The organism is Capnocytophaga haemolytica, from assembly GCF_001553545.1.
Taxonomy (GTDB): domain Bacteria; phylum Bacteroidota; class Bacteroidia; order Flavobacteriales; family Flavobacteriaceae; genus Capnocytophaga; species Capnocytophaga haemolytica.
In genome coordinates this window covers 1,551,058-1,577,925 of record NZ_CP014227.1, presented here as the reverse complement: position 1 = coordinate 1,577,925, position 26,868 = coordinate 1,551,058, and the positions used below count along the sequence as shown (strand labels likewise).

At 43.9% G+C, this 26,868-nt stretch carries 26 protein-coding genes; 9 read left to right on the top strand and 17 right to left on the bottom strand.

Annotated features, from left to right (window positions below):
• Positions 1-89: 89 nt before the first annotated feature.
• The 5 genes from AXF12_RS07110 to AXF12_RS07090 all read left to right on the top strand — a co-directional run bounded on the left by AXF12_RS07110 (position 90) and on the right by AXF12_RS07090 (position 5,842).
• A complete protein-coding gene (locus tag AXF12_RS07110; protein ID WP_082753012.1) occupies positions 90-758 on the top strand; it encodes an alpha/beta hydrolase in 669 nt (222 codons plus the stop codon).
• Complete coding sequence (locus AXF12_RS07105; protein ID WP_066429648.1) at positions 755-1,633, top strand: ion transporter; 879 nt, start codon at positions 755-757, stop codon at positions 1,631-1,633. Before AXF12_RS07110 ends, AXF12_RS07105 begins: the two co-directional genes overlap by 4 nt.
• Positions 1,620-2,534, top strand: coding sequence for a tRNA (adenosine(37)-N6)-dimethylallyltransferase MiaA (gene miaA / locus AXF12_RS07100; protein ID WP_066429645.1), 915 nt, complete (start codon positions 1,620-1,622; stop codon positions 2,532-2,534). The genes AXF12_RS07105 and miaA overlap by 14 nt, the downstream gene beginning before the upstream one ends.
• Positions 2,535-2,602: 68 nt before the next feature.
• Entirely contained in the window at positions 2,603-5,041 is a 2,439-nt protein-coding gene (gene thrA, locus AXF12_RS07095; protein ID WP_066429642.1) for a bifunctional aspartate kinase/homoserine dehydrogenase I, read from the top strand.
• 15 nt (positions 5,042-5,056) lie between these two features.
• On the top strand, positions 5,057-5,842 hold the full coding sequence (locus AXF12_RS07090; protein WP_066431855.1) for an endonuclease I family protein: 786 nt from the start codon (positions 5,057-5,059) through the stop codon (positions 5,840-5,842).
• A 68-nt stretch (positions 5,843-5,910) separates the two neighbouring features.
• Here the strand turns inward: AXF12_RS07090 and AXF12_RS07085 are convergent, their stop codons facing one another.
• From AXF12_RS07085 to AXF12_RS07010, 16 genes are all read right to left on the bottom strand, one after another.
• On the bottom strand, positions 5,911-6,522 hold the full coding sequence (locus AXF12_RS07085; RefSeq protein WP_066429639.1) for a DUF5683 domain-containing protein: 612 nt from the start codon (positions 6,520-6,522) through the stop codon (positions 5,911-5,913).
• On the bottom strand, positions 6,515-7,447 hold the full coding sequence (locus AXF12_RS07080; protein WP_066429637.1) for a ParB/RepB/Spo0J family partition protein: 933 nt from the start codon (positions 7,445-7,447) through the stop codon (positions 6,515-6,517). Before AXF12_RS07080 ends, AXF12_RS07085 begins: the two co-directional genes overlap by 8 nt.
• 4 nt (positions 7,448-7,451) lie before the next feature.
• Positions 7,452-8,219: a ParA family protein gene (locus tag AXF12_RS07075; protein ID WP_066429634.1), complete on the bottom strand. Its 768-nt coding sequence runs from the start codon at positions 8,217-8,219 to the stop codon at positions 7,452-7,454.
• A 13-nt stretch (positions 8,220-8,232) separates the two neighbouring features.
• Positions 8,233-8,538 (bottom strand): YbaB/EbfC family nucleoid-associated protein, encoded by a 306-nt coding sequence (locus tag AXF12_RS07070; protein ID WP_066429626.1) that lies wholly within the window; start codon positions 8,536-8,538, stop codon positions 8,233-8,235.
• A gap of 47 nt (positions 8,539-8,585) precedes the next feature.
• Positions 8,586-10,280: a putative transporter gene (locus AXF12_RS07065; RefSeq protein WP_066429624.1), complete on the bottom strand. Its 1,695-nt coding sequence runs from the start codon at positions 10,278-10,280 to the stop codon at positions 8,586-8,588.
• 70 nt (positions 10,281-10,350) lie between these two features.
• Entirely contained in the window at positions 10,351-11,979 is a 1,629-nt protein-coding gene (pruA, locus tag AXF12_RS07060) for an L-glutamate gamma-semialdehyde dehydrogenase (protein WP_066429620.1), read from the bottom strand.
• A gap of 413 nt (positions 11,980-12,392) precedes the next feature.
• On the bottom strand, positions 12,393-13,301 hold the full coding sequence (locus AXF12_RS07055; RefSeq protein ID WP_066429618.1) for a hypothetical protein: 909 nt from the start codon (positions 13,299-13,301) through the stop codon (positions 12,393-12,395).
• 24 nt (positions 13,302-13,325) lie between these two features.
• The gene (locus AXF12_RS07050) at positions 13,326-14,075 is read right to left on the bottom strand and encodes a hypothetical protein (protein WP_066429616.1); all 750 of its coding nucleotides are present in this window, start codon (positions 14,073-14,075) and stop codon (positions 13,326-13,328) included.
• A gap of 1 nt (position 14,076) precedes the next feature.
• Complete coding sequence (locus AXF12_RS07045; RefSeq protein ID WP_066429613.1) at positions 14,077-14,541, bottom strand: DUF4625 domain-containing protein; 465 nt, start codon at positions 14,539-14,541, stop codon at positions 14,077-14,079.
• Positions 14,542-14,593: 52 nt separating this feature from the next.
• Complete coding sequence (locus AXF12_RS07040; RefSeq protein WP_066429611.1) at positions 14,594-16,918, bottom strand: TonB-dependent receptor; 2,325 nt, start codon at positions 16,916-16,918, stop codon at positions 14,594-14,596.
• A gap of 231 nt (positions 16,919-17,149) precedes the next feature.
• A complete protein-coding gene (locus AXF12_RS12535; RefSeq protein WP_394336606.1) occupies positions 17,150-17,446 on the bottom strand; it encodes a hypothetical protein in 297 nt (98 codons plus the stop codon).
• 198 nt (positions 17,447-17,644) lie between these two features.
• A complete protein-coding gene (gene cysS / locus AXF12_RS07030) occupies positions 17,645-19,129 on the bottom strand; it encodes a cysteine--tRNA ligase (protein ID WP_066429606.1) in 1,485 nt (494 codons plus the stop codon).
• 59 nt (positions 19,130-19,188) lie between these two features.
• Entirely contained in the window at positions 19,189-20,130 is a 942-nt protein-coding gene (locus AXF12_RS07025; RefSeq protein ID WP_066429601.1) for a glycosyltransferase family 2 protein, read from the bottom strand.
• 4 nt (positions 20,131-20,134) lie between these two features.
• Positions 20,135-20,614 (bottom strand): PIN domain-containing protein, encoded by a 480-nt coding sequence (locus tag AXF12_RS07020; protein ID WP_066429599.1) that lies wholly within the window; start codon positions 20,612-20,614, stop codon positions 20,135-20,137.
• Between the two features lie 6 nt (positions 20,615-20,620).
• Positions 20,621-20,893, bottom strand: coding sequence for a hypothetical protein (locus AXF12_RS07015; RefSeq protein ID WP_143324991.1), 273 nt, complete (start codon positions 20,891-20,893; stop codon positions 20,621-20,623).
• A gap of 77 nt (positions 20,894-20,970) precedes the next feature.
• Positions 20,971-21,573: a thioredoxin family protein gene (locus AXF12_RS07010; protein WP_066429596.1), complete on the bottom strand. Its 603-nt coding sequence runs from the start codon at positions 21,571-21,573 to the stop codon at positions 20,971-20,973.
• 90 nt (positions 21,574-21,663) lie between these two features.
• Between AXF12_RS07010 and AXF12_RS07005 the strand changes: the two genes are divergently transcribed.
• Entirely contained in the window at positions 21,664-22,176 is a 513-nt protein-coding gene (locus AXF12_RS07005; protein WP_066429593.1) for an NUDIX hydrolase, read from the top strand.
• Between the two features lie 20 nt (positions 22,177-22,196).
• The gene (locus AXF12_RS07000; RefSeq protein ID WP_066429590.1) at positions 22,197-23,492 is read left to right on the top strand and encodes a pentapeptide repeat-containing protein; all 1,296 of its coding nucleotides are present in this window, start codon (positions 22,197-22,199) and stop codon (positions 23,490-23,492) included.
• A gap of 67 nt (positions 23,493-23,559) precedes the next feature.
• Here AXF12_RS07000 and mgtE read toward each other — a convergent pair whose 3' ends face one another.
• On the bottom strand, positions 23,560-24,873 hold the full coding sequence (gene mgtE / locus AXF12_RS06995) for a magnesium transporter (RefSeq protein WP_066429587.1): 1,314 nt from the start codon (positions 24,871-24,873) through the stop codon (positions 23,560-23,562).
• A 729-nt stretch (positions 24,874-25,602) separates the two neighbouring features.
• Between mgtE and AXF12_RS06990 the strand changes: the two genes are divergently transcribed.
• Entirely contained in the window at positions 25,603-26,373 is a 771-nt protein-coding gene (locus AXF12_RS06990; protein ID WP_066429583.1) for a Rossmann-like and DUF2520 domain-containing protein, read from the top strand.
• Entirely contained in the window at positions 26,354-26,863 is a 510-nt protein-coding gene (locus AXF12_RS06985; protein ID WP_066429581.1) for a KdsC family phosphatase, read from the top strand. The genes AXF12_RS06990 and AXF12_RS06985 overlap by 20 nt, the downstream gene beginning before the upstream one ends.
• Positions 26,864-26,868: the final 5 nt, after the last annotated feature.

The window sequence follows — 26,868 nt, the reverse complement described above, 5'->3', positions numbered from 1 at the left end:
TAAAACAATGATACACAATGAAAAAGATACTCCTACTCACTCTTCTAATAATCAGTATAAGTAGTAGTAATTGCAAATCTAACAACAATATGGACACAAATAAAAAACTTCCTTTGGAATACATCATCCGTCAGCCACAGGTGCGCTTAAAGAAGTCGCCTGTGATCTTTATGCTGCACGGCTATGGCAGCAATGAGCAAGACCTCTTCTCATTTGCTGAGGAACTGCCCGACCAATACACAGTGATTTCACTCAGGGCGCCTTACAATCTGCCAGGCTTTGGCTATGCGTGGTATATGATTGATTTCGACGCTGATAAAGAATACTGGGGCAATATGAAGCAAGCAGTAGAGTCGCGCGATTTGATTGTGGACTTCATCGATAAGGCTTGCGAAATGTACAATCTGGATAGCCGCAACATTACCCTACTCGGCTTTAGCCAAGGCAGTATCCTGAGTATGGCAATTGCTATCTCCTACCCTCGCAAAGTAAAGAATGTGATTGCACTGAGCGGTTACCTCGACAAGAATATCCTTAAAGAAGGCTACGAAAAGGAGAACTTCTCAGCACTGCGTTTCTACGTATCGCACGGGGCAAGCGATCAGGTAGTGCCTATCGAATGGGCACGACAGACCCCGCCTATGTTGAAGAAATTAGGCATCAAGCACGTCTATGAGGAATTTCCCGTAGGGCACGGCGTATGTCCAGAGAACTTCTACTCGTTCAGAGACTGGCTCAAACGCAATGCTATCCTATGAGAAAAGGTGTCAAATCAAAATATGAATTCTTAAAGCAGCACGCATACCTTATCATCTACGGTACTAATACCCCAATGGGTAGGCTCTTTGATATTACACTGCTAATACTCATATCTATCAGTGTAATAATGGTAATGCTTGAAACGGTGGAGAATGTGGATTATCACCTACACAGTATCTTAGTATTTTTAGAGTGGGTTATTACTATCTTCTTCACCTTAGAGTACATCCTACGCATTATTTCCAATAAGAAGCCCTATCAATACATCTTTAGCTTATATGGCGTTATTGACCTAATCGCCTTACTACCGATGTATCTCTCATTCGTCATCCCTGGTACGAAAGCCCTTTCAGTGGTAAGAGCTTTACGCCTGTTACGTATCTTCCGTATCTTAGATCTGGCAAGCTTTATGCATCAAGGTGAGGAACTCAAAGCAGCATTGCGTCGTAGTCGTAATAAAATTATCATATTTATATACTTCGTGCTGGTAATATGTATTCTTTTAGGCTCATTGATGTACTTAATTGAGCGACACCAGAATGGCTTTAGTAGTATTCCGCGCAGTATCTACTGGTGCATCGTGACCCTCACTACAGTAGGGTATGGTGATATTGCCCCAGAAACAGCAATAGGACAAATCATCGCAGCAGTGGTAATGATTAGGTATGGCATTATTGCTGTACCTACAGGTATTGTTACTGCTGAATATTCAAGGGGAAGGAAAGATTGCAAAACAAACTCCAATCATAAGGAAAACAATAAAGCAACATTAGTGTGCAAACATTGTGGCGAGCACAACCACTCAAATGATGCTAAATTCTGCCATCAATGTGGAGAACCTCTAAGCTACCAGAGAATTAATGAGACCTCTTAAGAAAACCCTCATAAACATTTCAGGACCTACTGCCATCGGAAAGACCCGTATGGCAATAGCTTTGGCAAAGCATTTCAACACGGAAATACTCTCGTGCGACTCGCGTCAGTTCTTCAAAGAAATGTACATTGGGACTGCTGTGCCTGAGGCAGATGAACTCGCTGAGATAAAGCATCACTTCATACAGCATAAGTCTATCTTCACACCATATTCCGTAGGCGACTTTGAACGTGAGGCTACCGCACTGCTGAGCGAGCTCTTCAAGCAGCACGATGTGGTAGTGATGGTAGGTGGCAGTGGCTTATACGCCGATGCACTGATCCACGGTTTGGATAGTTTCCCAGCTGTGCCCGAAGAAGTGCGCAATGAGCTAAAAGCCACTTATCAAGCGCAAGGCATCACTTACCTGCAAGAGCTTCTCAGCAGGCTCGACCCCGAACATTACACTCGCGTGGATAAGAATAACCCCCAGCGAATGATACGTGCCTTAGAAGTGTGTTTGGCAAGTGGTCTACCCTACTCTTCCTTCTTAAAGCAGCACAACACACAGCGCGATTTTACCACAGTTGAGATAGCCCTGACAGCTGAACGCGAAGTGGTATACCAGCGCATCAATAGCCGTGTAGAGCAAATGCTCGAGCGCGGGCTAATCATCGAGGCTCAAGACCTCTATCCACATCGCGACCTCAACGCCTTGCAAACAGTAGGTTACCGCGAGCTGTTTAGCTTCCTCAGCGGAGTGTACACCCTTGATGTTGCCATTGAAGAAATAAAGAAAAACACCCGTCGATTTGCCAAACGACAGTACACGTGGCTCGCTAAAAACAAAAATATCCACTGGTTTGACTACCAGACGTCTGCTGAGCAAATCGCAGAAAAAATAACAAGTTTTACACGGTGATAGCCTCTATATCAAAAAAAGTTTGTATATTTGTACTCACATAGAGGCAAACAAATTGTATTTAAAGAATGATAGTTATAAAATTTGGAGGTTCAAGCGTAGGAACCGTTGAGAATATTCACAAGGTAAAAGAGATTGTAAAAGCCAAGACAGAACCCTTTATAATGGTGGTATCTGCCTTTGCAGGGGTAACGAATGCCCTGCAACACTTAGCCACAGCAGCCCTTGAAGGGCATCATTCGGAATCCCTTGAGGAGCTTAAAGCGCGACATATCGCAATGGCAAAGAGCTTACTGCCTATTGACAAACAAACTACAACGCTGGTCTACATACAGCAAACCTTCTTAAAGCTCACATCACTCTGTGAGAGCGTATATGCCTTGGGAGAACTTTCAGAACGTACCAAAGCGCGCTTCTTAGCACAAGGAGAACTGCTTTCATCACACATCTTATTTGAATATTTGAAGCAAGAAGGCGTGAAGCTGAGCTATCTTCCTTCTGATAAATACATCATTGCCACTGGTGATTACTGCAATGCCAAAGTAGACCTACAAGCTACCCAAGCGCAATGTGCTTCTATCAACACCTTGCAGTGCTATATCGCAGGAGGTTTTATTGCTACCAATACCTCCACAGAGCTAATGGTACTGGGCAGAGGTGGTTCGGACTATACAGCTGCTATCTATGGCTATTGTACAAATGCTACTCAAATAGAGCTTTGGAGTGATGTAAATGGTATGCAGAACGCCAATCCACAATTGGTAAAAAGCACCAAAGTTATTACCCAAATGAGCTATGAAGAGGCTTTTGAAATGGCATACTTCGGTGCCAAGGTGATTTATCCTCCTGCTATTCGTCCTGCAATGGAAAAGCAGATCCCTGTATACCTGCTCAATACCCTCCATCCAACGGATAAGGGGACGCGCATCAGTACAGTTACTTCCACCACCCATAGCGATAAAGTGTTAGGAGTCTCTACGCTTTCAGACATCAGTATGCTGACCGTCTCAGGAATAGGTTTAGCAGGTACCAAAGGAAGTGCAAGACGCGTATTCCAATCGCTTGAAAGTGCAGGAGTAAACATCATTCTCATCACTCAAAGTTGCTCAGAACAAAGCATCTGTTTCGCAGTAAAAACCAGTGATGCACAGAGTGCCGAGCAAGCGCTACAAAGGCAGTTCGAACGTGAAATAGCCACAGGGCAGATTGACCCTATCAGCCTAACCCACCAACACGTGATATTAGCTCTTATCGGCGATAATATGAAGCACCAAACAGGGCTTAGCGGAAAGGTATTCAGTGCTTTGGGTAATAATGGCATCAATGTGCAAGCTATTGCACAAGGGGCTTCTGAGCGCAATATCTCCGTAGTGATTGACGCTAAGGACGAGCATAAAGCTGTAAATGTGGTGCACGAACGCTTCTTCCAAGAGGCTACTAAGAAGGTACACCTCTTCGTGATAGGCATAGGCAATGTAGGCAAGCAGTTCTTGGATATCGTATACCAGCAGCAAGCTTATTGCAGACAATACCAAAAGATAGAGTTACGCGTATCTGCTGTAGCTAATAGCAAAAAATACTTGCTCAACGAGGAAGGACTCACCTATGAGGAAGCACTCTCTCTACCTGAAAAAGGAACTCCTTACACCGATACCTCTGCACTGGCAGAATTGATTATTAGCGTCAACCGCCGTAATAGCATCGTAGTGGATAACACGGCTTCAGAGGCTATTAGCAACCTCTACGAGCGTTTCTTTAATCACACCATCTCAGTGGCGACCTGCAATAAGATAACAGGGAGCTCTCCTTTGGCAAATTACAACAAGCTAATGCAACTTGTCAAAGATAAAAACTGCGATTTTCAGTATGAGACCTCTGTAGGTGCGGCATTGCCTATTATCAAAACTATACAGAACTTGCGTCTCAGCGGGGATACAATTCACCGTATTGATGCAGTGGTATCAGGCAGCCTAAATTTTATATTCAATCACTACAATGCTACTACCCCTTTTGCTGAAATTGTAAAACAGGCACAAACAGAAGGCTATACAGAGCCTGACCCTCGTATTGACCTCAGTGGACTGGATGTGATCCGCAAAATACTTATCTTAGCACGCGAGGCAGGTGAGCAGAAAGAAATAGAAGAAGTAGCTTTTGAGAGTTTCTTACCTGCCCAAGCAATGCAAACTACCTCTGTTGAGGCTTTCTACAAAGCACTATCCGACAATGAAACCTTTTTCCAAGAAATGTATAACAAGGCAAAAGAAAAGAACGCTAAGCTGAAAGTTGTCGCACAGCTACTTGAGGGTACTCTAAAAGTATCCCTCCAAGAAGTAGCTTCTAGCAGTCCTTTCTATCATTTAGATGGAAAGGACAATATTATAGCCCTCTACACGGATATGTACCCAACAGAGCCTTTGGTAATCAAAGGAGCAGGCGCAGGTGCAAAAGTAACTGCTAGCGGAGTATTCTCCGACGTGATGTACATTGCCAATAAACGCAAATAATAAAACAAAATAATGATGATAAAAAAGATTTTATTAGTAGGACTCATTGCACTCCTTTCTTGCAATAAAGCAGCCTCAGAGCAACCACGCTCTGATGAAGGAGAGAAGAAAAAACCACAGCAACAGGAACAAAAGATTGTCGTCCCAAAAGAATTGCAGGCGTATTACGGCAGCATTGATTTCAATAAAACAGGGAAAGCCTTATACGACGATTTAGCGACTTTAACCATCGAAAAACACACACATATCCTTGGCTATGGCGATCGTCATAAATACCTATACAAAGCTGATCGCAGCGAGAAAAACCCTGATAACGTGGTATTGCTGTACACAGGTGAAGAACGCTATTGGAAAGAATACGAGGGCAATAAAGGTTACTACCCTACTACCTTCAACACTGAGCACACTTATCCTCGTTCAAAGATTAACAAAGAAAAAAACTCAGCTGCCATAGGCGACTTGCATCACTTACGCGTATGTGATAAAAGCGTAAACTCAAGCCGAGGTAATCGTCCTTATACAGAAGGGAAAGGTAAGGCTGAAAAAATAGGTACTGCTTGGTACCCAGGTGATGAATGGAAAGGAGATGTAGCACGTATGATTTTATACTTAAACTTACGCTATAACCTACCTCTGAATGAAGATATTTCTACAGGGGGTATTGACCTTCTCCTTCAATGGAACGATGAAGACCCTGTGTCGTACATTGAAAAGAATAGAAACAATGTAATTGAAGGAGCACAAGGCAACCGCAATCCCTTCATTGACTTTCCACAACTGGCAAGAAGAATATATAAATAAGTCACTGACAACAAAAAAGCTATCAAGAGCAATCATTAACTCTTAGATAGCCTTTTTTATATAAAAACCTAATTCCTTGATTTATACGTAATGCTAAGCCCGTACTGCGGTTGTGTGAGGAAATCCGCCTGTATGTAAGGTTGCACGCTCAGGCGTTCATCGACGTTAAATTGCTTTAAATGTGCCTCTACATTAGCATCGATGATATTCAAGGCGTATAGCCCAATGCCGATCAGTATAGAAAGTTCCTTATTGCGGCGATAGAACTGAATGCCTCGGCGCAGTCCGTCAGTGCTTAGGCGGGGTTGCCCATCTGCACGATTGCCGTAGAACTCATCGTCGGTGCGCCCCTGTTGCCTGCTTTTATAAGCTGTGAGATACCTGTTATATTCCTTTGAATTGATGATATAGAAATAAATAGGTGTGCCCACGGCTGCATACACTAAGGGGAGCTTCCAATAGCTCTTGTTGTATATCTGTCCTAAGCCTGGCAACACAGCCGAGTAGAAGGCTGCCTTAGCAGGCGAAAGGGGGTCAGTGTTCCAAGTAATATTCTTAACATTGTTTTTCATAGCCTCGACCTGCACCGAGTCAGAGGACATTTCCACAATTTGCACCCTCTCTTGGGCTTGTGAAATGCCTGCACACAATAGTCCTATGAAAACAATATATTTATTCATTGGTATGTAATAAGTTATGAATACGTTTGAAATCCTCCTCAGAGGTGAACGGGATGGTGAGGGTACCCTTTCCACCCTTACCCATTTTCACCGCTACCTTTGTGCCGAAGTAATGGCTGAGTTGTCCTGCCTGCTCTTTGATGTATTCAGGCACCTCCACCTTGCTACTGCTCAGGCTCTTCGGTATCTTGATATGTATTGAATCATTGCCTTCTTCAGCTGCTTTCCTTACGAGCAGCTCGGTATCGCGTACCGATAAGTTTTCCGAGATGATGCGTTGGTATATTTGCACCTGTTTTTCAGCCTCTTCAATACCCAACAATGCACGCCCGTGCCCCGCGGAGATAAAGCTATCGCGCATACCTGTCTGAATCAGCGGAGGGAGTTTGAGCAATCGCAGTGCATTGGTGATGGTGGCACGCTGTTTGCCTACGCGGCGGCTCAATTGGTCTTGCGTAAGGTTAAGTTCCTCAATGAGGCGTTGGTATGAAAGGGCGGTTTCGATAGGGTCTAAATCCTGCCGTTGGATATTCTCAACCAATGCCATCGTCAGCGACTCATTGTCGTCAGCTAAGCGTATATAGGCGGGTATCGTATCCAGCCCCGCAATTTTAGCTGCCCTAAAGCGGCGTTCGCCTGAGATAAGCTGATATTTGTGTTGCCCTTGAAGTTTCCGCACTGTGATGGGCTGTATTACACCGAGTTCTTCAATGGAAGAAGCCAGCCCTTGCAACTCCTCTTCGTTGAAGGAAGTGCGCGGCTGATAAGGATTGGTCTCTATTAAATTGAGGTCTAATTCAATGATATTACCTACAATTTTATCGGCATCCTTATCGTTGATAGAGTTGATTTCAGTAGCTGCACTCTCTCCGAAGATTGCCGAAATACCACGACCCAATGCTGGTTTCTTTACAGTCTTTGCCATTTGATTAATTTTTGTTCTTATCGATTATCTCTTGCGCCAAGTTGATGTGGTTGGTAGCCCCTTTGCTGGTAGCATCATAGTTGATGATGGTCTCTCCATAGCTTGGAGCTTCACTCAGGCGCACATTGCGCTGTATGATGGTCTTGAACACCATATCGCTAAAGTGCTTCTGCACTTCTTCCACCACTTGGTTTGATAGGCGCAAACGGGCATCGTACATCGTCAGCAGCAGCCCTTCAATGTCCAGATTAGGGTTGAAAGCCTTCTGCACGCTCTTGATGGTGTTGAGCAACTTGCCCAAGCCTTCCAAAGCGAAGTATTCGCACTGTATTGGCACAATTACTGAATTGGCAGCCGTGAGTGCATTGAGTGTGATCAGCCCCAGCGATGGTGCGCAGTCTATCAAGATGTAGTCGTACATATCTTTGATAGGCTCTAATGACTTGCGGAGCATAAACTCGCGTTCTTGTTTGTCCACAAGCTCAATTTCCACCGCCACTAAGTTGATATGTGCTGCGATGAGGTCAAGATTAGGCGAATCGGTATGCACGATCATATCCTTTGCCTCCATAGTGTGCTCGAGCAGTTCGTAAGTGCCGTGCTCGATGGAGTCCACATCAATGCCTAAGCCCGAAGTGGCGTTTGCCTGTGGGTCAGCATCGATGAGCAGCACCTTTTTTTCCAATACCCCAAGTGCGGCAGCTAAGTTTACTGAGGTAGTAGTCTTTCCTACGCCTCCCTTTTGATTTGCAATAGCAATTATTTTACCCATACATTATTATTTTTTAAAGATTGAACGGAAGCCCCTGCCTTGCTACGGCTGCCAGCTCAGCTTCATTTACGGCGGTAGCACGTGCAATAGCTTTATTGAGCGTAAGCACTAAGTAGTCCTCAAGCTCTTCCTTATCAGCGAGCAGCCGCTCATCAATGGCAATGCTCTTAATCTCACGGTTGGCAGTGATGGTTACTTTTACGCTACCATCAGAGGCTGCCTCGTCAATGAGCACGCTATCCATACGCTGCTTTGCTTCCTCTATTTTCTCTTGGGCTTCTTTGAGTTTCCCCATCATACCCATCATATCTCCAAACATACAATTCTACTTTTTCAGGGTGCAAAGGTACGCATATTTTTTAAAACTCAAAGAAAAAATACAATCAATATTTGTGCAACCATAATTCTCAGGAACGTAGTTAGCGGATACACACTTGCATACGTCAGGGCAGGAATTTCGGAGTTAGTCATCTCGTTAGCAAATGCAAGTGCTGGCGGATCGGTACAAGCCCCTGCCAAGAGTCCGCAGGTTTCCAAATAGTCGAGTTTACTGCTGAATCGCGCTATAATGGAGGTAACAATCAGCGGAATGAGCGTGATAAGTGCCCCTAAGCCCATCCAATACAAGCCACTGCCACTGAGGATCGTATGGATAAAAGTCGCCCCTGCATCCAAGCCTACGCTGGCTAAGAATAGTACAATGCCTATCTCGCGTATCATCAGGTTCGCACTCTGCGAGACGTAATGGGTTACGGAGAATTTACCGCCATACCTGCTAATGAGGATCGCCACAATCAGTGGCCCGCCTGCCAAGCCCAACTTCACAGGGAAAGCAATCCCAGGGATGTGGAACGGAATGCTACCTACCAGCACCCCAAGCACTATACCCATAAAGAGCTCAGCGATATGAGGCGTATTGAGTCGCTTCTTTGAGTTGCCGAACTCCTTGCTCACGAGCTTGATGTGCTCTTCATCGCCAATAACGGTGAGTGTATCACCAAATTGCAGTTTCGTATCAGCTGAGGGCAGAAACTCAATTCCTGCGCGGTACACACGGGTGATGGTTACCCCAAATCGCCTACGCACATCCAGCTCTGCCAGCGTCTTGGTGAAGATAGGTCGCTGAGTAACGTTGATGCGATGTGAGGCGTACTTCACTTCCTTCTCATCAGGGAAGTACTCGTCAATGGATACACTCTCACCCATCAGTGTGAGAAACTTCTCATTCTCCTTTTTATTGGCGACAATCAGCACTACATCATCGCGGTGGATAATGGTTGCACTATCAGCAAGGATAACCTCGCCCATACGGTTGATGCGCGAGATGGTAAAGTCAAAATTGAGGGTATCCTTTATCACACTGAGCTTCTTGCCGAAGAGTGCGGGGTTGCTCACCTTGATAGTAAAGCGGTTGATCACCACCTGCTCTTTTGAATGCCGCCATACGTGCAAACGCTTCTCAGCATCTACATTCACCTTCAGGAAGCCTTTCAGAGCGAGCATCACGATGATGATGCCAAAAACCCCAAAGGGATAAGCCACCGCATAAGCCGTTGAAAGCTGCTTAGCGTTTTCTGCCGCATTCTCTATCCCTTGGGCGGTCTGTACACTCTCCAAAGTCGCTTGGGCAGCCCCAAGCCCTGGGGTATTGGTTACCGCGCCCGACATTATGCCCACCAATGTACCCATATCAACGCCTGTGATATAGAAAATAGCTACCACCGTAGCCACACACGTGAGCACCGATATGAGTGCCAGCATATTGAGCTTGATACCCTCTTTCTGAAAGGACGCAAAGAACCCTGGACCCACTTGTAGTCCAATGGTATAGACGAAGAGTATCAAGCCGAACTCTTTCATAAAGTGTTGGATTTCCTTGTTCACGGTAAACCCAAAGTGCGCCATTGCAATCCCTGTAAAGAGCACACAAGCGATCCCAAAGGAGATGCCCCATACCTTGACCTTACCCAGCGCTACTCCCAGCGCAATGACGATTCCATAAATAATAACAGTATAAGCAACGCTCTCGTGGTTGCTCATCAAATTAAAAAACCAATCCACTTTTTTTAATATTTAATTTAGGGGTTAGTGGTGCATTAACTACTAATTGCTAATCACTAATCACTAATCACTATTCGCTAAGAAAAGCATATCTATAATCCACAGGGGGTACAAACGTTTCCTTTATAAGGCGTGGCGACACCCAGCGCAAGAGGTTCTGTGCCGAGCCTGCTTTGTCGTTGGTGCCCGAAGCTCGTGCGCCCCCGAAAGGCTGTTGCCCTACTACCGCCCCTGTCGGCTTGTCGTTTACGTAGAAGTTGCCCGCAGCGTTTTCCAGTACACGTAATGCCTCACTCAGCGCATATCTATCTTGCGAGAACACCCCGCCTGTGAGCGCGTACACTGAGGTCTCATCTACCAAGCGGAGGGTCTCGCTCCACTTGTCGTCCTCGTATACGTACACCGTTACCACAGGACCAAATAGCTCCGTCTCCATAGTGGTGTACTTAGGGTTGGTAGTTACAATCACCGTAGGCTCTACAAAATAGCCCTTCGACTTGTCGTAACCACCGCCGACAAACACCTCTGCATCGGCGTCCTTCTTAGCCTGATCGATATACTTAGCCAGCTTGTCAAACGAGGCTTCGTGGATCACCGCTGTGATGAAGTTGCTCAAATCCTCAGGCGAACCCATTTTAAAGGATAATACATCTTTCTTTACTAAGTCTAATATCTCTTGTGCTTTGCTCTTAGGCAGATACACCCGCGATGCCGCACTGCACTTCTGTCCTTGGTACTCAAACGCCCCACGGGTGATAGCCGTAGCCACCTCCTGCGCGTGTGCCGAAGGGTGTGCGATGATAAAGTCCTTACCGCCCGTCTCGCCTACAATACGCGGATACGTTCTGTACGTATGGATATTATTGCCTATCTTCTTCCATATATCTTGGAACACGTGCGTAGAGCCCGTGAAGTGTATCCCTGCAAAATGCGGACTTGCCAAAAGGGTATCGGTGATCATCGCGGCATCGCCATTGACGAAGTTGATCACTCCATCGGGCAAGCCTGCTTCCTTGAACACCTGCATCAGCATATTAGCAGCAAACACCTGTGAGGCACTTGGTTTCCAAATAACTACATTGCCCATCAGGGCAGCACTTGCAGGCAGATTGCCCGAAATAGCCGTAAAGTTAAAAGGAGTAACCGCATACACAAAGCCTTCCAAAGGGCGGTACTCCACACGATTCCACACCCCCTCAGAGGAGGCGGGTTGCTCTGCGTAAATATCAGCCATAAACGCCACATTAAAGCGCAAAAAGTCGATGAGCTCACACGCCGAATCAATCTCAGCTTGGTGCACCGTCTTGGACTGTGCTATCATCGTAGCGGCGTTCATCCGTGCACGATACGGACCTGCGATGAGGTCAGCCGCCTTCAGAAAGATAGAAGCGCGCTCCTCCCAAGGAAGCGCTGCCCATCGCTTACGGGCTTCAAGAGCTACGGCAATCGCCTGCTCCACATGCTTTTTCTCAGCATTGTGATATACGCCGAGCTTATGTTGATGGTCGTGAGGCGGGTGCATCTCGCTCGTCTTGCCTGTTTTTATCTCCTCAGCCCCAATGTAGAGCGGCACCTCAACAGGGGCATTCCATAACTGTTTATAAGCGGCGAGCACTGCTGCGCGCTCAGCCGACCCTGGTGCATAGCCTTTTACAGGCTCATTTACTGCCTTAGGCACTTTAAAAAATCCTTTTACCATTTTGTATAGTATTTGAGGTTAAAAATTTCGGCTAAGTTACGGCAAATATTCGAAACCACCAAAGAATAAAGCATAAAAAAAATCATAAAAAACCCTAACAACTGATTACCAATATCATATAAAAACACTATCTCTATACAAACACCTAAGAAGCCGCACAGTTATCCCCTACTCACTAAACTCTCTCCTTAAAAAGAAAATTTTCCTAACGACACAAGTACGGAAGAGGTACGGTATCAGTACGGTACCAGTACGGATGGAGATAAGCATTTTTTAGACAAGACTAAATCTTATAACCTATCGATATCGCAGAAAAATAACCTAACAATTCATATAACAGTAGTTTTTACACAAAATAAAATCGGCTGCCTTATACCCAGACAGCCGATCTTACTATGAATGTACAAAATACTTTATATGAATAGCGTACTGCTTTCCCCTATATCCGATTTCAAGATTGTATCTTGCTCCTTCTCTATCACTTCCTTTGGCACTCCAAACTCCTTAGCACCATCTTCCACAGCACTATCCTCATTTGTTACATCGGTATAAATATGCACAGGAATAGTGATGTGAATCAATTGCTTGTCCTTAGCGTCTGTATTATATACCAAATCAGAGGGTTTAGTTTTAAAATATGAAAGAACAATATTCAGGTTGAAATGCACATAAGGTTTCTTTATGCTGAAATAGCCTTTTAGCCCAATATGCTCAGCTCTAAGTTTACTTGTGAGAACATTATCGGAGATACTCTTCTTGAAATACTTATCCTCAGGGTCAGTATCGCGATATGTGTAGCCAAACACTTCCGCTTGAGTAACTGTTATGGTAGCCCCTTTTACATCCGTAAAACCATTCCCAGTAAAGAAAAACTGATAGTGGTTAGGGGCATCACCTGTTGAAAGAAATGAGTTTACACGCTTGCCATCCTTATCGTAGAAGATAATCTCCAAACCTGAAAGTGATTCGCCTTTACTTGATGAGTCGCCAATCCAAGGCAAGGCTTTAGGGTTATTCGCATCAGCTACTAACTTGCCATCTTTATTCTCAAAAATAAACTTATGTACTGAATTGAGATACTTCACCCCTGGGTACTCAGGATTTCCGTGGAAATAACCGTGTGAGTGCCCTTTGGTGAAGCGCAACTCTACCTTGCTCCACTGGAACTTACTCCAATCAAGTACTTGTTCATTATCTCCTGGTTTTTGAGGAGGATCTATGGGCTTGGGCTCTATTGGATTTTTAACATCATCATCCTTATGACAAGATACTGCAAAAAGACTTATCAATACTATACTGAATATTTTTACTATATTTTTCATTTCTGTGTAATTTTAAAGTGTTTATTATTTAGTTAATTTAATAGGGAGTTCCATATTGGTATCCAACACAAAGGCATTAGTATACTCCACTACATTATACTTACGGACTTCTCCCGACTTAGGATCGAGCTTATTAGCCACTAAAAAGTGTGCCAACTTAATGCGCAACGTAAAGCTCTCTGTGCTATCATCCGCCTCTTTGATAGTAAACACTCCCTTTAACCCAATAGGGTCATTAGCTGTAGGATTGTTCGTATCCCAAGTGCGTTTGCGCAGCGTTACTCCTGCTTCTCCTAAGTCTTTATCCTCAGGGTCAGTATCTTGATACTCGTATTGCACCAAGTTATCCATTAAGGCCACCATTTCTTTCCTTTCTGCCCTATTCTTAGGATAAGTACCTTTATAAAGCTCAAAGAAATGTTGATGGATAGGTGCCATCTTCGCACTTACAAACTCTGAATTCAACCGCTTTGATTTATTGGAATACACAATGGCAAATAAGTACTGTCTTCCCTTCTTAAAGGTAATAGGACTTGTAAAATTGTACTTTATGCCATCTGAGGTATTCACAGCCTCAATGGTTTGAGTCGTTTTAGAAGCTACATCCGTAACATTGAAAACCACTTTATCTGGCAGGTCGTGTCCCCTATCCTGAGTTTCATCAGTAGGCGTTTTTGGCTTGGTGATTCCTCCATCTTTGCTACAGCCTATAATGGCGCCCGAGATAAAAAGAGTCACCATTGCAATACTTAAAATATTATATATCTTTCTCATTTTACTTTGTGACTTTAATAATTTCACTAATAACACCCGTTCTATCCTGTTTATCTGTAACAGTAAGTGTGAACTGATAATCTCCCTCCTTAGCATCTGCTGGCACTCTGTAATGATTGTGTATATTACCATTATTATTGCCTACTGCCTTAGGAAAATCTTGGTTCACTGAAAAAGAAGAAGTACCCTCACCTTTATACTGTATGGTAAGCACAACCGACTTAATACCTGCTTCAGCCCTAATATCAGTTTCTATGTGCAACTGCTTTCCTATCTGCACTGTCTTACTATTATTCTCTCCTACTTCCGTATTTGAAAAAGTAGGTGCAACAGTAGTCTTATTCTCCTCCTTTTTATTATTAGGATCTTCTCCACTACTGCTCGTATCCTTTGAACAAGCCGCTAACGCTACGCCTGCCAATACTGCCAAACTAATGGCTCTAAAATAATTGTATATCTTTCTCATTTCTTTAAATGTTTATTAATTTAACTTTAAAATTGTTAGTGCGGCTCGCACCTCAAAAATTATATACCACTCTTAGCAGCACATTCCGCCCTAAGTCGTGGGCATAATACCTAAATCTATTGGTATATTCCTTATACTCTGTATTGAAGAGATTTTCAGCCGAGAGGTACAGCGATAGCGATTGTGTCTCGCTGATGGGTACCGTAGCCCCCAGTGATGCCTCAAAGAGATGATACGCCTCAGGGGTAGTACTCACCAATTCCTGTGAAGGCTCAAAGCGCGTCTGTTTGGCAACAAAAGTATGCCCCAATGATGCCTTTAAGTGCTTCATTCCCCAAGCCTCCTCTACCTCATAGCGCAAGCTGTGAGTAAACTTCGGCGCAGGGATATACGGAAAATACCGACCTGTACGCTGTTCGCTAGCAAACACTACCGATGCCCGCAGATCGTACCACAACTTGTCCTTATCAGCTATATCTGACAGCAAACAGAGTTTTCCATCAAGGTCTGCCCCTCTGAAAAAAGCATCTGCCTGAGTATATTGGAATATCGGGTATACCCCTGAGAAGAGCGTACGCGTATCCCCCGTAGGATAGTCGTAAATATAATTTTTGATAAGCTGTGCATACACATCTAAGGTAAACTCCAATAGGTCTGTCTTATGATAAGTTGTTGACACAATCCACTTAATACCTGTTTCTGATTTAAGGTGCTCATCACCCAACTCGTACGTACCTGCCCCGTGATGCAATCCACTGCTGTAAAGCTCATTGACGTGTGGTGCACGCCACGCAAAACCTATGTTAGTGCTCAGTCGCCAATGGTTACCGAAGTGCCCCATCGCCCCTAAGCTATAGGTAAGGTTGTGAAACTCGTGCTCACCTCCATAACGCTGTGCATAACTATCATATCCATCGGCATTAAGATACTTATAATCGTAGCGTAAACCCCCTTCGAGCAACCAACGCTCCCAACTGTACTTCTCCACAGCAAAAGCCCCGTAACCAAGCGATACAAAGTTAGGGATTACAGGCACTACCCCTGTACCAGGCTGATTGTAATTATCCTGACTGATACCACTTACCCCTATCTGCGTATCCCAACGATGTGCCACAGATATATCACTCTGTCGCTGCCAATTCACATCAAGAGAGTGGGTCTTTAAGTCCATATCCAGTGCAGGAATACGTGTACGGTCTAAACGGCGTACATTGAACTCTTGACGCACATCGTCTTGATAGGCATACTGTGCAGTGAGTGTACCTCCAAAAAGCGATAGGTGGCCTTTGGCTTTGAGCAGATGATGTACTATCTTCTGCTTAGGAGCATTGAGCTCGTAGGAAAAAGGGTAAATGGTCAGTGGTCGCCCTATCTCAAAGCGTGCCAGCAAGTCGTCTAAATTACCGATATGCGACCCATAGAACACGCTGCTCTCATTCTCATATCTACTGTAAAAAAGCTCCACTCCCACCTTGTGCTTCTCATAGCCCAAAGCCGCTGAAAAGTCGTGCTCTGCTGCTGCGGTATTATTCAGAAGGTAATTCGCTGTACTCAGGTCGCCCGAACGCTTTAAACTGCCTTGCAGACGCCAAGCCAACGATCGCAACTTCGGTACAGAACTCTCTGCCTTTACAGTCATTGCAGTACGTCGCCCATTAGAGGCAAACGAAGGCGAAAGCTCTCCGTGCAACCCATCACCATAAGGCAGCTTATTAGGTACAATAATCACCACACCACCAAGGGCGTCTGAACCGTAGCGGACAGCATCAGCCCCTTTTACTACGCTAATCTTATCTGCCACCGAAGGGTCTATCTCAGGAGCGTGATCTGCCCCCCACTGTTGCCCCTCTTGGCGTACCTCATTATTGAGGATAAGAATACGATTACTATGCAAGCCGTGAATAACAGGCTTAGCAATAGTAGCTCCCGTCTGTATCATTGATACACCAGCTACAGAGGTTAGCACCTTGGCAAGCTCCTCACCACGTTGTTGTTGCAGCGCAGGTTTGGCAATGGTAGTCACTGCCTTAGTTGCTTCTTCTCTTCTCTCAGCAATAGTACCTACCACTGAAGTGGCGGCTAATTGGGTTACTTCCTCACGCATAGCGATGGTATATACACCTTGCTGAGGAACACTTATATTCCCCTGAAAATCAGTATACCCTAAGTAACTCACCTTAATGGGATAGACCCCCGCTTTCAGTGAGGTAATCACAACGGAGCCTTCCCTATCGGTAATGTAATGTTTGCCTACGAAGTGCACCACCGCCCCTACGAGCGGCTGTTTATCATAGCTTTCCACCCTGAGCTGTAGCGACTGCTGCCCAAAAGACACCGCCGATACTGCACAAAGCAAAAGCACCAAAATCTTTTGCATCTTTTTTAGTGATTAGGAGTTAGTGATTAGGGATTAGCCTCCCTATCATCAACCCATTCATTAATCATCCCAGATTACGCATTAGAACTATCCACAGCAATTAACTACTTGACAATGTGTGAGTACGCTTTCGGATTCCCCTCTCCTTCGAAGGAGAGGATGTTGCTAATAATCAATAAACTATAGAGACTTCACAATCCTACTGCGCAATCTGCAATTATACATTGTGCATTATGCATTATACATTAAAAAAGGTGGTGCTCTAGCACTTGTCTGTGGGTAAAAATGGAGTACTTCGCCGTCTCTAAAGAAGAATGCAAAGCTATCGCTCTGCTCAAAAAACTGATAGATGTAAAAAGACGGCGTGAAGAAATGGTGTAGCTGTACGAAGATACAATCGTGGTGCTGGTCTAAGCCTGCAAAGTGCGCTTTATGATGGCATTTTGTGCCTGTAGCGTGTGCACATAGCTCCTCATCGCTATGGTGATCGTGAAAATACTCACCCAGCGGAAAAGCCACTTTGAGCATCGCTACGAGCAACGCCAAAGCCACCCAACGAATATGTACAGCTTTTCTCTTCATTTGAAAGTGCAAAGGTACGAAGAAAAAAGAATACTACACAAAGGAATAATGTTAATTTTTCAAATTATTTTTATAAAGAAAGTAAAAGAGCTACCATAAATCACTCTATAGTAGCTCTTTCAATTATATAAATTTAAGCAATTTCTAACTCAGGCTGTAGGTAGTGCCGTCCTTGCCGTCTTTAAGCTGAATGCCAAGGGCAAGCAGCTCATCACGTATCTTGTCCGAGAGTGCCCAATCCTTATTCGCGCGGGCTTCCATACGCATACGGATCAGCAGTTGCAGCACCCCGTCTAAGGTGTCGCCACTGGCCTCTTGGCTGGCGACATCCTGCAAACCGAGCACCTCTCCCACAAAGCTATTCATTAGGCTGCGGAGCGTCTCCAAATCGCTGATGCAGAACTTATCCTCGCCATTCTTCACTGCAAAAATCCACTTCACTGCCTCAAAGAGGTGGGCAATGAGCATAGGCGCATTGAAGTCGTCCAAGAGGGCAGCATAGCACTTTTCCTTCAGCTCATCAATGGCAGCCGAAAAGCCCGTTGGGTGTTCCAAATCAGTGGTGAGTGTATTGACTGCTTTAAGTGCCTCCATAAGGCGATTATAGCCCTTCTCAGCAGCAAGCATCGCCTCATTGGAGATGTCGAGCACCGAACGGTAATGGGCTTGCATAAAGCAGAAGCGTATCACTGCGGGTGGGAAAGGCTTTTCAAAGAAACTATTGTCGCCACTCACCAGCTGCATCGGCAATATATAGTTGCCTGTGGACTTGCTCATACGCTGCCCATTCATCGTCAGCATATTAGCGTGCATCCAATAGCGCACAGGGCTCTGTCCGTGTCCCGCCTTGCCTTGGGCTATCTCACACTCGTGGTGCGGGAACTTCAAGTCCATACCGCCACCGTGTATATCAAACTGCTCGCCTAAGTACTTAGTGCTCATTACCGTGCACTCCAAATGCCAACCAGGGAAACCATCGCCCCAAGGCGAAGCCCAACGCATAATGTGCGCTGGTGAGGCCTTCTTCCATAGCGCAAAGTCCTGCGGATTGCGCTTCTCGCCTTGCCCGTCAAGGTCGCGTGTGTTGGCAAAAAGCTCTTCGATATTACGACGCGAGAGTTCCCCGTAGTTCAGTCCTCGGCGGTTGTATTCCAGCACGTCAAAGTACACCGAGCCGTTGCTCTCGTAAGCAAAGCCGTCCGCGAGGAGCTTCTCAGTGAGTTGTATTTGCTCCAAAATATGCCCTGTGGCGGTCGGCTCAATGGTCGGTGGCAGCATATTGAAGAGTTCGAGCACTTTGTGAAAGTCCACCGTGTACTTCTGCACGATCTCCATAGGCTCAAGCTTCTCCAAGCGCGATTGCTTCACAAAGCGGTCGTTATTCACATCGCCATCATCAGTAAGATGCCCCGCATCGGTGATATTGCGCACATAGCGCACCTTATAACCCAAAAAGCGCAGCGTGCGATAAATAAAGTCAAATGACATAAAGGTGCGCACATTGCCCAGATGCACATTGCTGTACACCGTAGGACCACACACATACATCCCTACATTGCCCTCGTGCAAGGGCACAAACACTTCCTTTTCACCCGTAAGTGAATTGAATATCTTTAATTTATTTTCCATATTTACTTATATTTATAATGCGAATAATAAATTAATCACTAATCATTAACCATTAATCATTAAAACGTCTCCACAATCTTATACCGCTTCTCTTTTACCTTGGTGCGCAGTATCATCTCGCCCAAGAAGCCTGCAATAAAAAACTGCGTGCCGATCACCATTGTGATGAGCGCGAGGAAGAACTCAGGTCGGTTGGCAATCAGGCGATGATGCGGGTGGATAAAGAGCTTGTCAATACCCAGATACGCCGCGAAAGCAAAGCCGATGAAGAACATCAGCACGCCCAACGCGCCAAAAAAGTGCATTGGTCGCTTGCCAAAACGCGACAGGAAGCTGATGGTTACCAAATCGAGAAAGCCATTGATAAAGCGACTCATACCAAACTTCGTTTGTCCGTATTTGCGCGCTTGGTGTTGCACCACCTTCTCAGTAATGTTCTTATAGCCCGCATTCTTTGCCAGCACGGGGATATAGCGGTGCATCTCACCATAGACGTCAATGTTCTTCACCACCTCCTTGCGATACGCCTTGAGCCCACAGTTGAAGTCGTGCAACTTCAGCCCTGAAGTGCGGCGCGCTGCCCAATTGAAGAGTTTAGAGGGCAAATTCTTCATAAGCACCGAGTCGTAACGCTTCTTCTTCCATCCCGAGACTAAATCATAGCCCTCTTTGGTGATCATATTGAAGAGGTCGGGGATCTCCTCGGGACTATCCTGCAAGTCGGCATCCATTGTGATCACCACTTCGCCCCGCGCCTTTTGGAAACCCGCATTGAGTGCCTGCGACTTGCCATAGTTCTGCAAAAAGCGAATCCCCTGCACGCGCCCGTTCTCCTGCGAGAGTTCCTTAATCACGCGCCACGAGCCATCGGTGCTGCCATCGTCTACAAAAATAATCTGATACACAAAGTGATAACCCTTCATCACTTCGGTAATCCAATCGTGGAGCTCGCGCAGTGATTCCTCTTCGTTGTAGAGGGGTATGATGATTGATACTTCCATTCGTTTATAGTTTATTTTCTCTTAACTGAGATAAGTACATTTTGAGTTCTTCAGTAGTAATAAAAATATTTCGAAATCCTTTTGCTCTTAACTGATTGACTAATTTTTTGTCAGAACTCCATATTGGAAATCCTGTAGCTAAATGTGTTGCTATAAAGGGTTGATCTTTTATATCAATATCCTTAACCATTGTATAGGCTTTAAGTTTAATATCATCCGAGATTTCTTTTCCTTCAATAAATTCAATATTCTTCTTATAAAACATCCATTCTTCAAAGAGCTCTATTTCATTTAATTTAGTATATTGCAGCACTTTATTCCAATGAATGAATACTTCCTTTTCTAAATAGATAGGAGCTATAAACTTCAAATAAGATTTATTTTTTAATATAGAAGCAATTCCTTGATTAGGTGAGATTAAAGCGCTAATAACAATATTAGTATCTACAATTAAAGTTTTTATGCTGGTAATTAAAGTTTGCATATTTTATTATTTTGGAAATAAGTATTCTTCAATTACCTCTAATTTTTTCTCGTGGGGCGTGGCTTCAATTTTCTTTCGCACCTCTTCCTCTGGAAATCGATTATAAAGAACACCCAACATCATATCCACAGTCATATTATAATCAATGCTATCTGATATCTCCTTAACAGCCTTTTTTTGTTCTGGAGTTAGCTCTTCAAATTCCTGACAATCATTTTCATATATAGATGACTGAGACTTTATTCTTCCGCTTTGTATAGGTGCAAGTACTTCTTCCATAGATTCAATATTGATGGATTTCACATAATTTTGCTGCAAAAGTAGATAATATTTCTGAGATAACCAAAAATCGGTCCTTATATTTCTTCTAATATTTTTATAAAGTCGTTGATAATAGTAAGCCCCTTATCTTGGTTGTACCACTTTTGTAGTTCTTCTTTAAACTCAGGGGTAAGGGCTCCGTGTGCTGCTTTGTAGTCTTCTACCATCTTAGTAGCGGTAGAGGGTCGTGAGCCCCAGCGTGCCAGTACATTTTCTTGCAAGTCGAGGAAGAGCACCACAGGGATTGCCTTTCCGCCATTGGTCAAGAAAAGGTTCATTAAAGGCTCATTATCATCACGGAAAACGATTTTTAAGTTGAGCTTGGGGTTGAGTTCTGTTATCTTATTGATTACAGGCAATATCTGCGCTGCATCGGCACACCAAGTTTCAACAATGACTAAGAGGGTACGACTCCGACGGTACTTTTTAAAGAACTCAGCTTTATCCTCAGGGATTTCAATCGTTTTATCCAAGCGCTTGTAACGCTTTTCATTAAGTGCTGTGTAGTGAATGCGCTCATCGGTTTGCTCAGGACCGCTACTCTTACCCTCTTCGGCGTATTTATCAATCAAATTGCGGTAACTTTGGTAGGAAATTGCGTATAATAAACTCTCTCTTATAATTTTTGTTGTACTCATTTTGAAATATTTTTTGTCAAAAGTACAAAAATATTTTGACACTGCAAGTATTTTTTATAATTTTGCAAATATTTTTAAGACAACAAGATTATGAATACCATTTTTAAGCACTGCCCTAACTGCACTTCTACCAATGTGGAATTCCCTAATAATGTGCGGTTTCTATGCCACGACTGCGGTTTTACGTACTTTCATAATATCGCTGCGGCAGTAGCTGTCATTTTTCGACACGACGACAAGATTTTATTTACTGTGCGCAATGAAGACCCTGATAAAGGGCGCCTTGACCTTCCTGGGGGGTTTATCGATCCTAATGAAACTGCTGAAGAGGCTGCTTGCCGTGAGGTACGTGAAGAAATGGGATTGACCATCACCCCTTCACAATTGCATTACATAGGCTCTCACCCTAATAACTACCCCTATAAATCAATACCTTACCGTACGATGGACTTGTTCTTCGAGTGTGTACTCAGCGACCCTAACGTGCATATCGTCGCTCCTAATGAAATCAAAGCGCTGCAATGGATCGCTCTCAATGAAATCAACTTAGAGGCTATCGGCTTTGTATCAGTGAGAAATACCATCGCAAAGTTAAAAGGGTAGCGGTATAAAAGCACAGAAAAATGAAGAATATCACATTATACATAGATAGTACAAGGTCGAACAAGGATACGATTTTCTTGCGCAATTTGCCCGACGATGGCAGTCTTTTTGAAATCATTGGGATTATCCGCAAGATATACAAGAAAAAGGCTTTGATCATCACCAGAAATGTCAGCTTCAGGGGGCTTACTTATGCTACTATGTCACTGCGAAATATCATATTTAATTTCCCAGTGAGCTTTACCGATTGTATTTTCTTCGACAACGTATCCTTTGAGAATTGTATTTTTAAAGATAAAGTTGATTTCTCAAACAGTAAGTTCAAGAAGAGTGCAAGTTTTGCCCATAGTATTTTTGAGAAAGAAGCTGATTTTACAGAAGCTGACTTTGGCACAAAGGACAAGAAAAACAACGCTTCGGATGTGTTGCAATTGGGTAAAGCGAGTTTTCTCAGCAACGTGTCTTTCCACTACTGCAACTTTTATACCAAGGTCTCTTTTGAGAACACTACTTTTAAGGCGCTAGTTGATTTCCATCTATCTACATTCTACGAACCAGAACAGTTCTATTGGACGGACTTCGCTAATAGGGCGGTCTTTTCGAATGTTACTTTTAAGCGAGAGGTTCAATTCTTGTACAACAAGGTAGACAAGGACACCTACATAAGTTTTGAGAGCAGTGCTTTTGAGAAATGTTTAGATATTTCAAGAGCTAACTTCACTTGTAATGTCAATTTCTGGAATATTTCGGTAAAAGGTGAGAAAGAACTATTCAGGAGAGGCTATTTCTCAAAGTATTACGACGATTTTGGCACTCTTGAAGTCAGAGAGGGGGATAAAGCCCTTTCGGTATACCAGAAGATCAGAGAAAGTTACCGCATTATCAAAGATAATTTCTACAAGAACAACGATAAAATCAACGGACTTGCTTTCTACAAGCGCGAAATGCACCTCTATCAAAAGGAATTAGGGGGCAGTGCGCGTGTGAAGGATAGTACTGTTCTATTCCTCAATAGGATTTCAAATAACTTTGGCACTAACTGGCTAAAAGCCGTTGCATTCACCCTCTTATCAGGTATTATTACTTACGGGCTGGTTATCCTTTCTCTGTACGAGAAAATCTCTTGGGATAGTTACGGCTTGAAGGATATTTTTAAGCACTTTTTAGAAATACTCAATATTGCTGAGTGGGAGGTTCATCCTTTTGGGCTGGCACTCGGCGTATGGGGCTACTTAGCCTTGTTCATCGGTAGAATCTTCATTATCTACGGTTATTACCAAACGATACAAGCCTTCAGAAAGTTCGGAAAATCATAATCAAATAACAAATATCTTAGAATGTGTACCCCTTTCAGCCTGTGTTGAAAGGGGTTTTTAGTATGATTTACAGAAGTTTGCCAGCAAGAAAGAGTGCTGCAATAGTGAAATAGATAATCAACCCTGTTACATCGACTAAGGTTGCCACAAATGGCGCTGAGGCAGTAGCAGGGTCTAAGCCTATCTTACGCAATATAAAGGGAATAAGCGAGCCTGTGAGTGTACCCCATAAGACAATGAAGATCAGTGAGACGGACACTGTAAGCCCAATAGAAAGCCAATACTGCCCATAGTTGTAAAATCCGCTCTGCTGCCATACAAGAATGCGCAAGAAGCCTATAACCCCCAAGATACTCCCGAGCAAGATCCCTGATAGGATTTCTTTCTTCATCACATACCACCAGTCCTTGAGCTTGAGTTCTTGCAGCGCCATTGCGCGGATAATCAGTGAAGCAGCTTGTGAGCCTGAGTTTCCTCCACTGGAAATAATCAAGGGGACAAATAGCGCTAAAACAACCGCTTTTTCGATTTCACCGTCGAAATACCCCATCGCCGAGGCTGTAAGCATTTCGCTGAGGAACAGGATTATAAGCCAGCCAGCACGCTTACGAACCAATTCCAGTAGTGGCGTTTGGGTGTAAGAGAGGTCGAGTTCTTCCATCCCACCGAACTTCTGGATATCCTCAGTGTCACTGGCTTTGATCTTGTCGAGGATGTCGTCGAAGGTGACGATCCCCACCAGCGTGCCGTTGTCGGTGACGATAGGCATCGCCGAGCGGTCGTATTTCTGGAAGATTTCATAGCTTTCCTCAATAGGCAAGGTAGTTTTGATACTGACGAAGGAGTTATCCATCAGGTTGGCTACGAGGGCTTGCTTATCAGCCATCAACACCTGACTGATGTGTAGGTCGTCGATGAGCCTGTTTTGCCTATCGACAATATATATAAAGGTAAGAGTCTCAGCCTTCTTGGCATAACGGCGTATCTGTGTGAGCACCTGCTCGATAGTCCACTCGGGGCGCGCCTGTATGTAGTTGGGGGTCATCAGGCGGGCAATGCTATCCTTGGGATACCCGATCAGGTTCAGTGCCGTCTCTTTTTCTTGAGCATTGAGCAGGTTGATGGATTCTTTGATGATTTGATCGGGGAAGTTCTCCAAGAGCTGAGTGCGGTCGTCAGGAGGCATTTGGTTGAGGATTTCTGCCAGCTCTTTATTGGCTAATGATTTGGCTATATCAGCTTGCAAATCAGGCTCGAAATAGGCAAATACATCCGCCTTTTTATCGGGGGGAAGCATCATAAAGGAGATATTGCGTTCTTTCTCGTTGAGTTGGGCTAATTGCTCAGCGATATCAGCAGGGTGTTTATCTTGTAATTGCATTTTTTAGGTGTTTGTGTCATTAGGCGACTGTTCGTTCTCGCTTCGAAGGTGGTTCGTTTATTTGAGGCTGCAAATTTAGGGATTTTATTTTAATTGGAAAGGTATTTTTTGCATTCATTTTTAAAAAAAGGGAGTAATACAAGTGCAAGCATATTTCAGAGGGGCAACTCATATATTGGAAAGCATCGTACAAGGAAGTGATTTTTATTATATTCTCATTAAAATGATATTATAATTAAAAAATATGTAATTCTTGATAACACTAATATGAGAGTAAAATACTACCTTTTTAGTAAGAATAAAGTATAGGAAATCGTATAGCCATCGTATAGGATTCCTGTAGGGTTTGTGTAGAGTTGCTCTTACCTTGTTCTTACCTTGCTCTTAGGTTCCTCTTACCTTAGGTAGGTTTTTCTTAGTAATCAGTAGGGGAAAGATAGGAATGAGTAAGTAGTAAATTAGGAAGAAAATAGTGTGTTGCAGTATTCTCAGAAATATGCTGCAAAATTACAAAATAATTTATAATGCACAAAACTTTGTAAATATTATTGTGGTCGTCTCTGTAAAGTTTCATCGTTAATACGTCTATATACAATAGTTAAAATATTGATTATTAACAATATGTGATGAATTAGTTCATTTACATTCTATGCGTTTACTCTTAAATATATTCTTTTTTTCTTGGTATATAGATTAATTTATGTATCTTTGCACGGTCAAAGTATAGAGATGATACTAAATATCAGCATTATCGGAGCGGGAAATGTAGCTTATCACCTTGTAAAAGCACTGTGTAAGCAGGCTGAAGTACATCTGGTTCAGTTGTATAGCAGAGGCGAGACACCGAAGGACTTTGAGCATTTTCCCGTGGAAAGGGTACACGACTTTTCACTGTTGAGGTCTGTCGATATCTGTATCCTTGCTGTAAAGGACGATGCGATTGCTGAGGTATCGCGGCAACTGCCTTTTTCAGGAGGCTTGGTAGTGCACACCTCGGGCAATACGCCTATGGAAGCGATTGACCCTAAGCATAGGCGGGGAGTGTTCTATCCATTGCAGTCGTTCTCAATAGGCTCGTCGGTTGATTTTAAGCAGATCCCAATTTGCTTAGAGGCGGAACACAAGAGTGATATGGAGAGCCTGCTGAAGCCTTTGGCTGGGTTGCTTTCTTCTAAGATATACGAGCTAAATGGCTATCAACGGCGTATGCTGCACGTAGCGGCAGTGTTTGCTAATAATTTCACCAATCACCTTATCGCCCTCAGTGAGGATATTTGCAAGGAAAACCATATACCGTTTGAGATTTTGCAACCGCTTATCAGTGGTACTTTTGAGAGGCTGGAACACTTAGCCCCTATGAAGGCTCAGACAGGTCCTGCGAGGCGCAATGATACTCAAACGATCAGCGAACACTTAGGATTACTTTCGGGTGAGAGGCGAAAAATCTATGAGATAATTACAGATTCAATTATAAAAACGTATGAAAGAGAAAAATTATAAGGAGTATTTGAAAGAGATTACTACCTTTGTATTTGATGTGGACGGCGTTTTCACCAACACACAAGTATTTGTGGATAATGAGGGCGAATTGTTCAGAAGTATGAATATGAAAGACGGCTTTGCTATCAAAACTGCTGTAAGTAAGGGCTATAACATTTGTATCATTACAGGGGGGAGCAATGTAGGGGTAAGAAAGCGTTTTGAGGGGCTCGGTGTGTTCGATATCTATATGCTGCGCCACCAAAAGCTGGATACCTTTTTGGAGTATCAGAAGAGCAAGGGGCTAAGAAAGGAGCAAATACTCTATATGGGCGACGATATGCCTGATATCCCACCGATGCAGCACGCAGGTTTGGCTACTTGCCCACAAGATGCCGTACCAGAAGTAAAGGCTGTTGCGGATTATATTTCGCATCGTGATGGTGGACAAGGCGCCGTCAGGGATGTGATAGAACAGGTGCTAAAAGTGCGCGGTGACTGGACATTCTAATTACT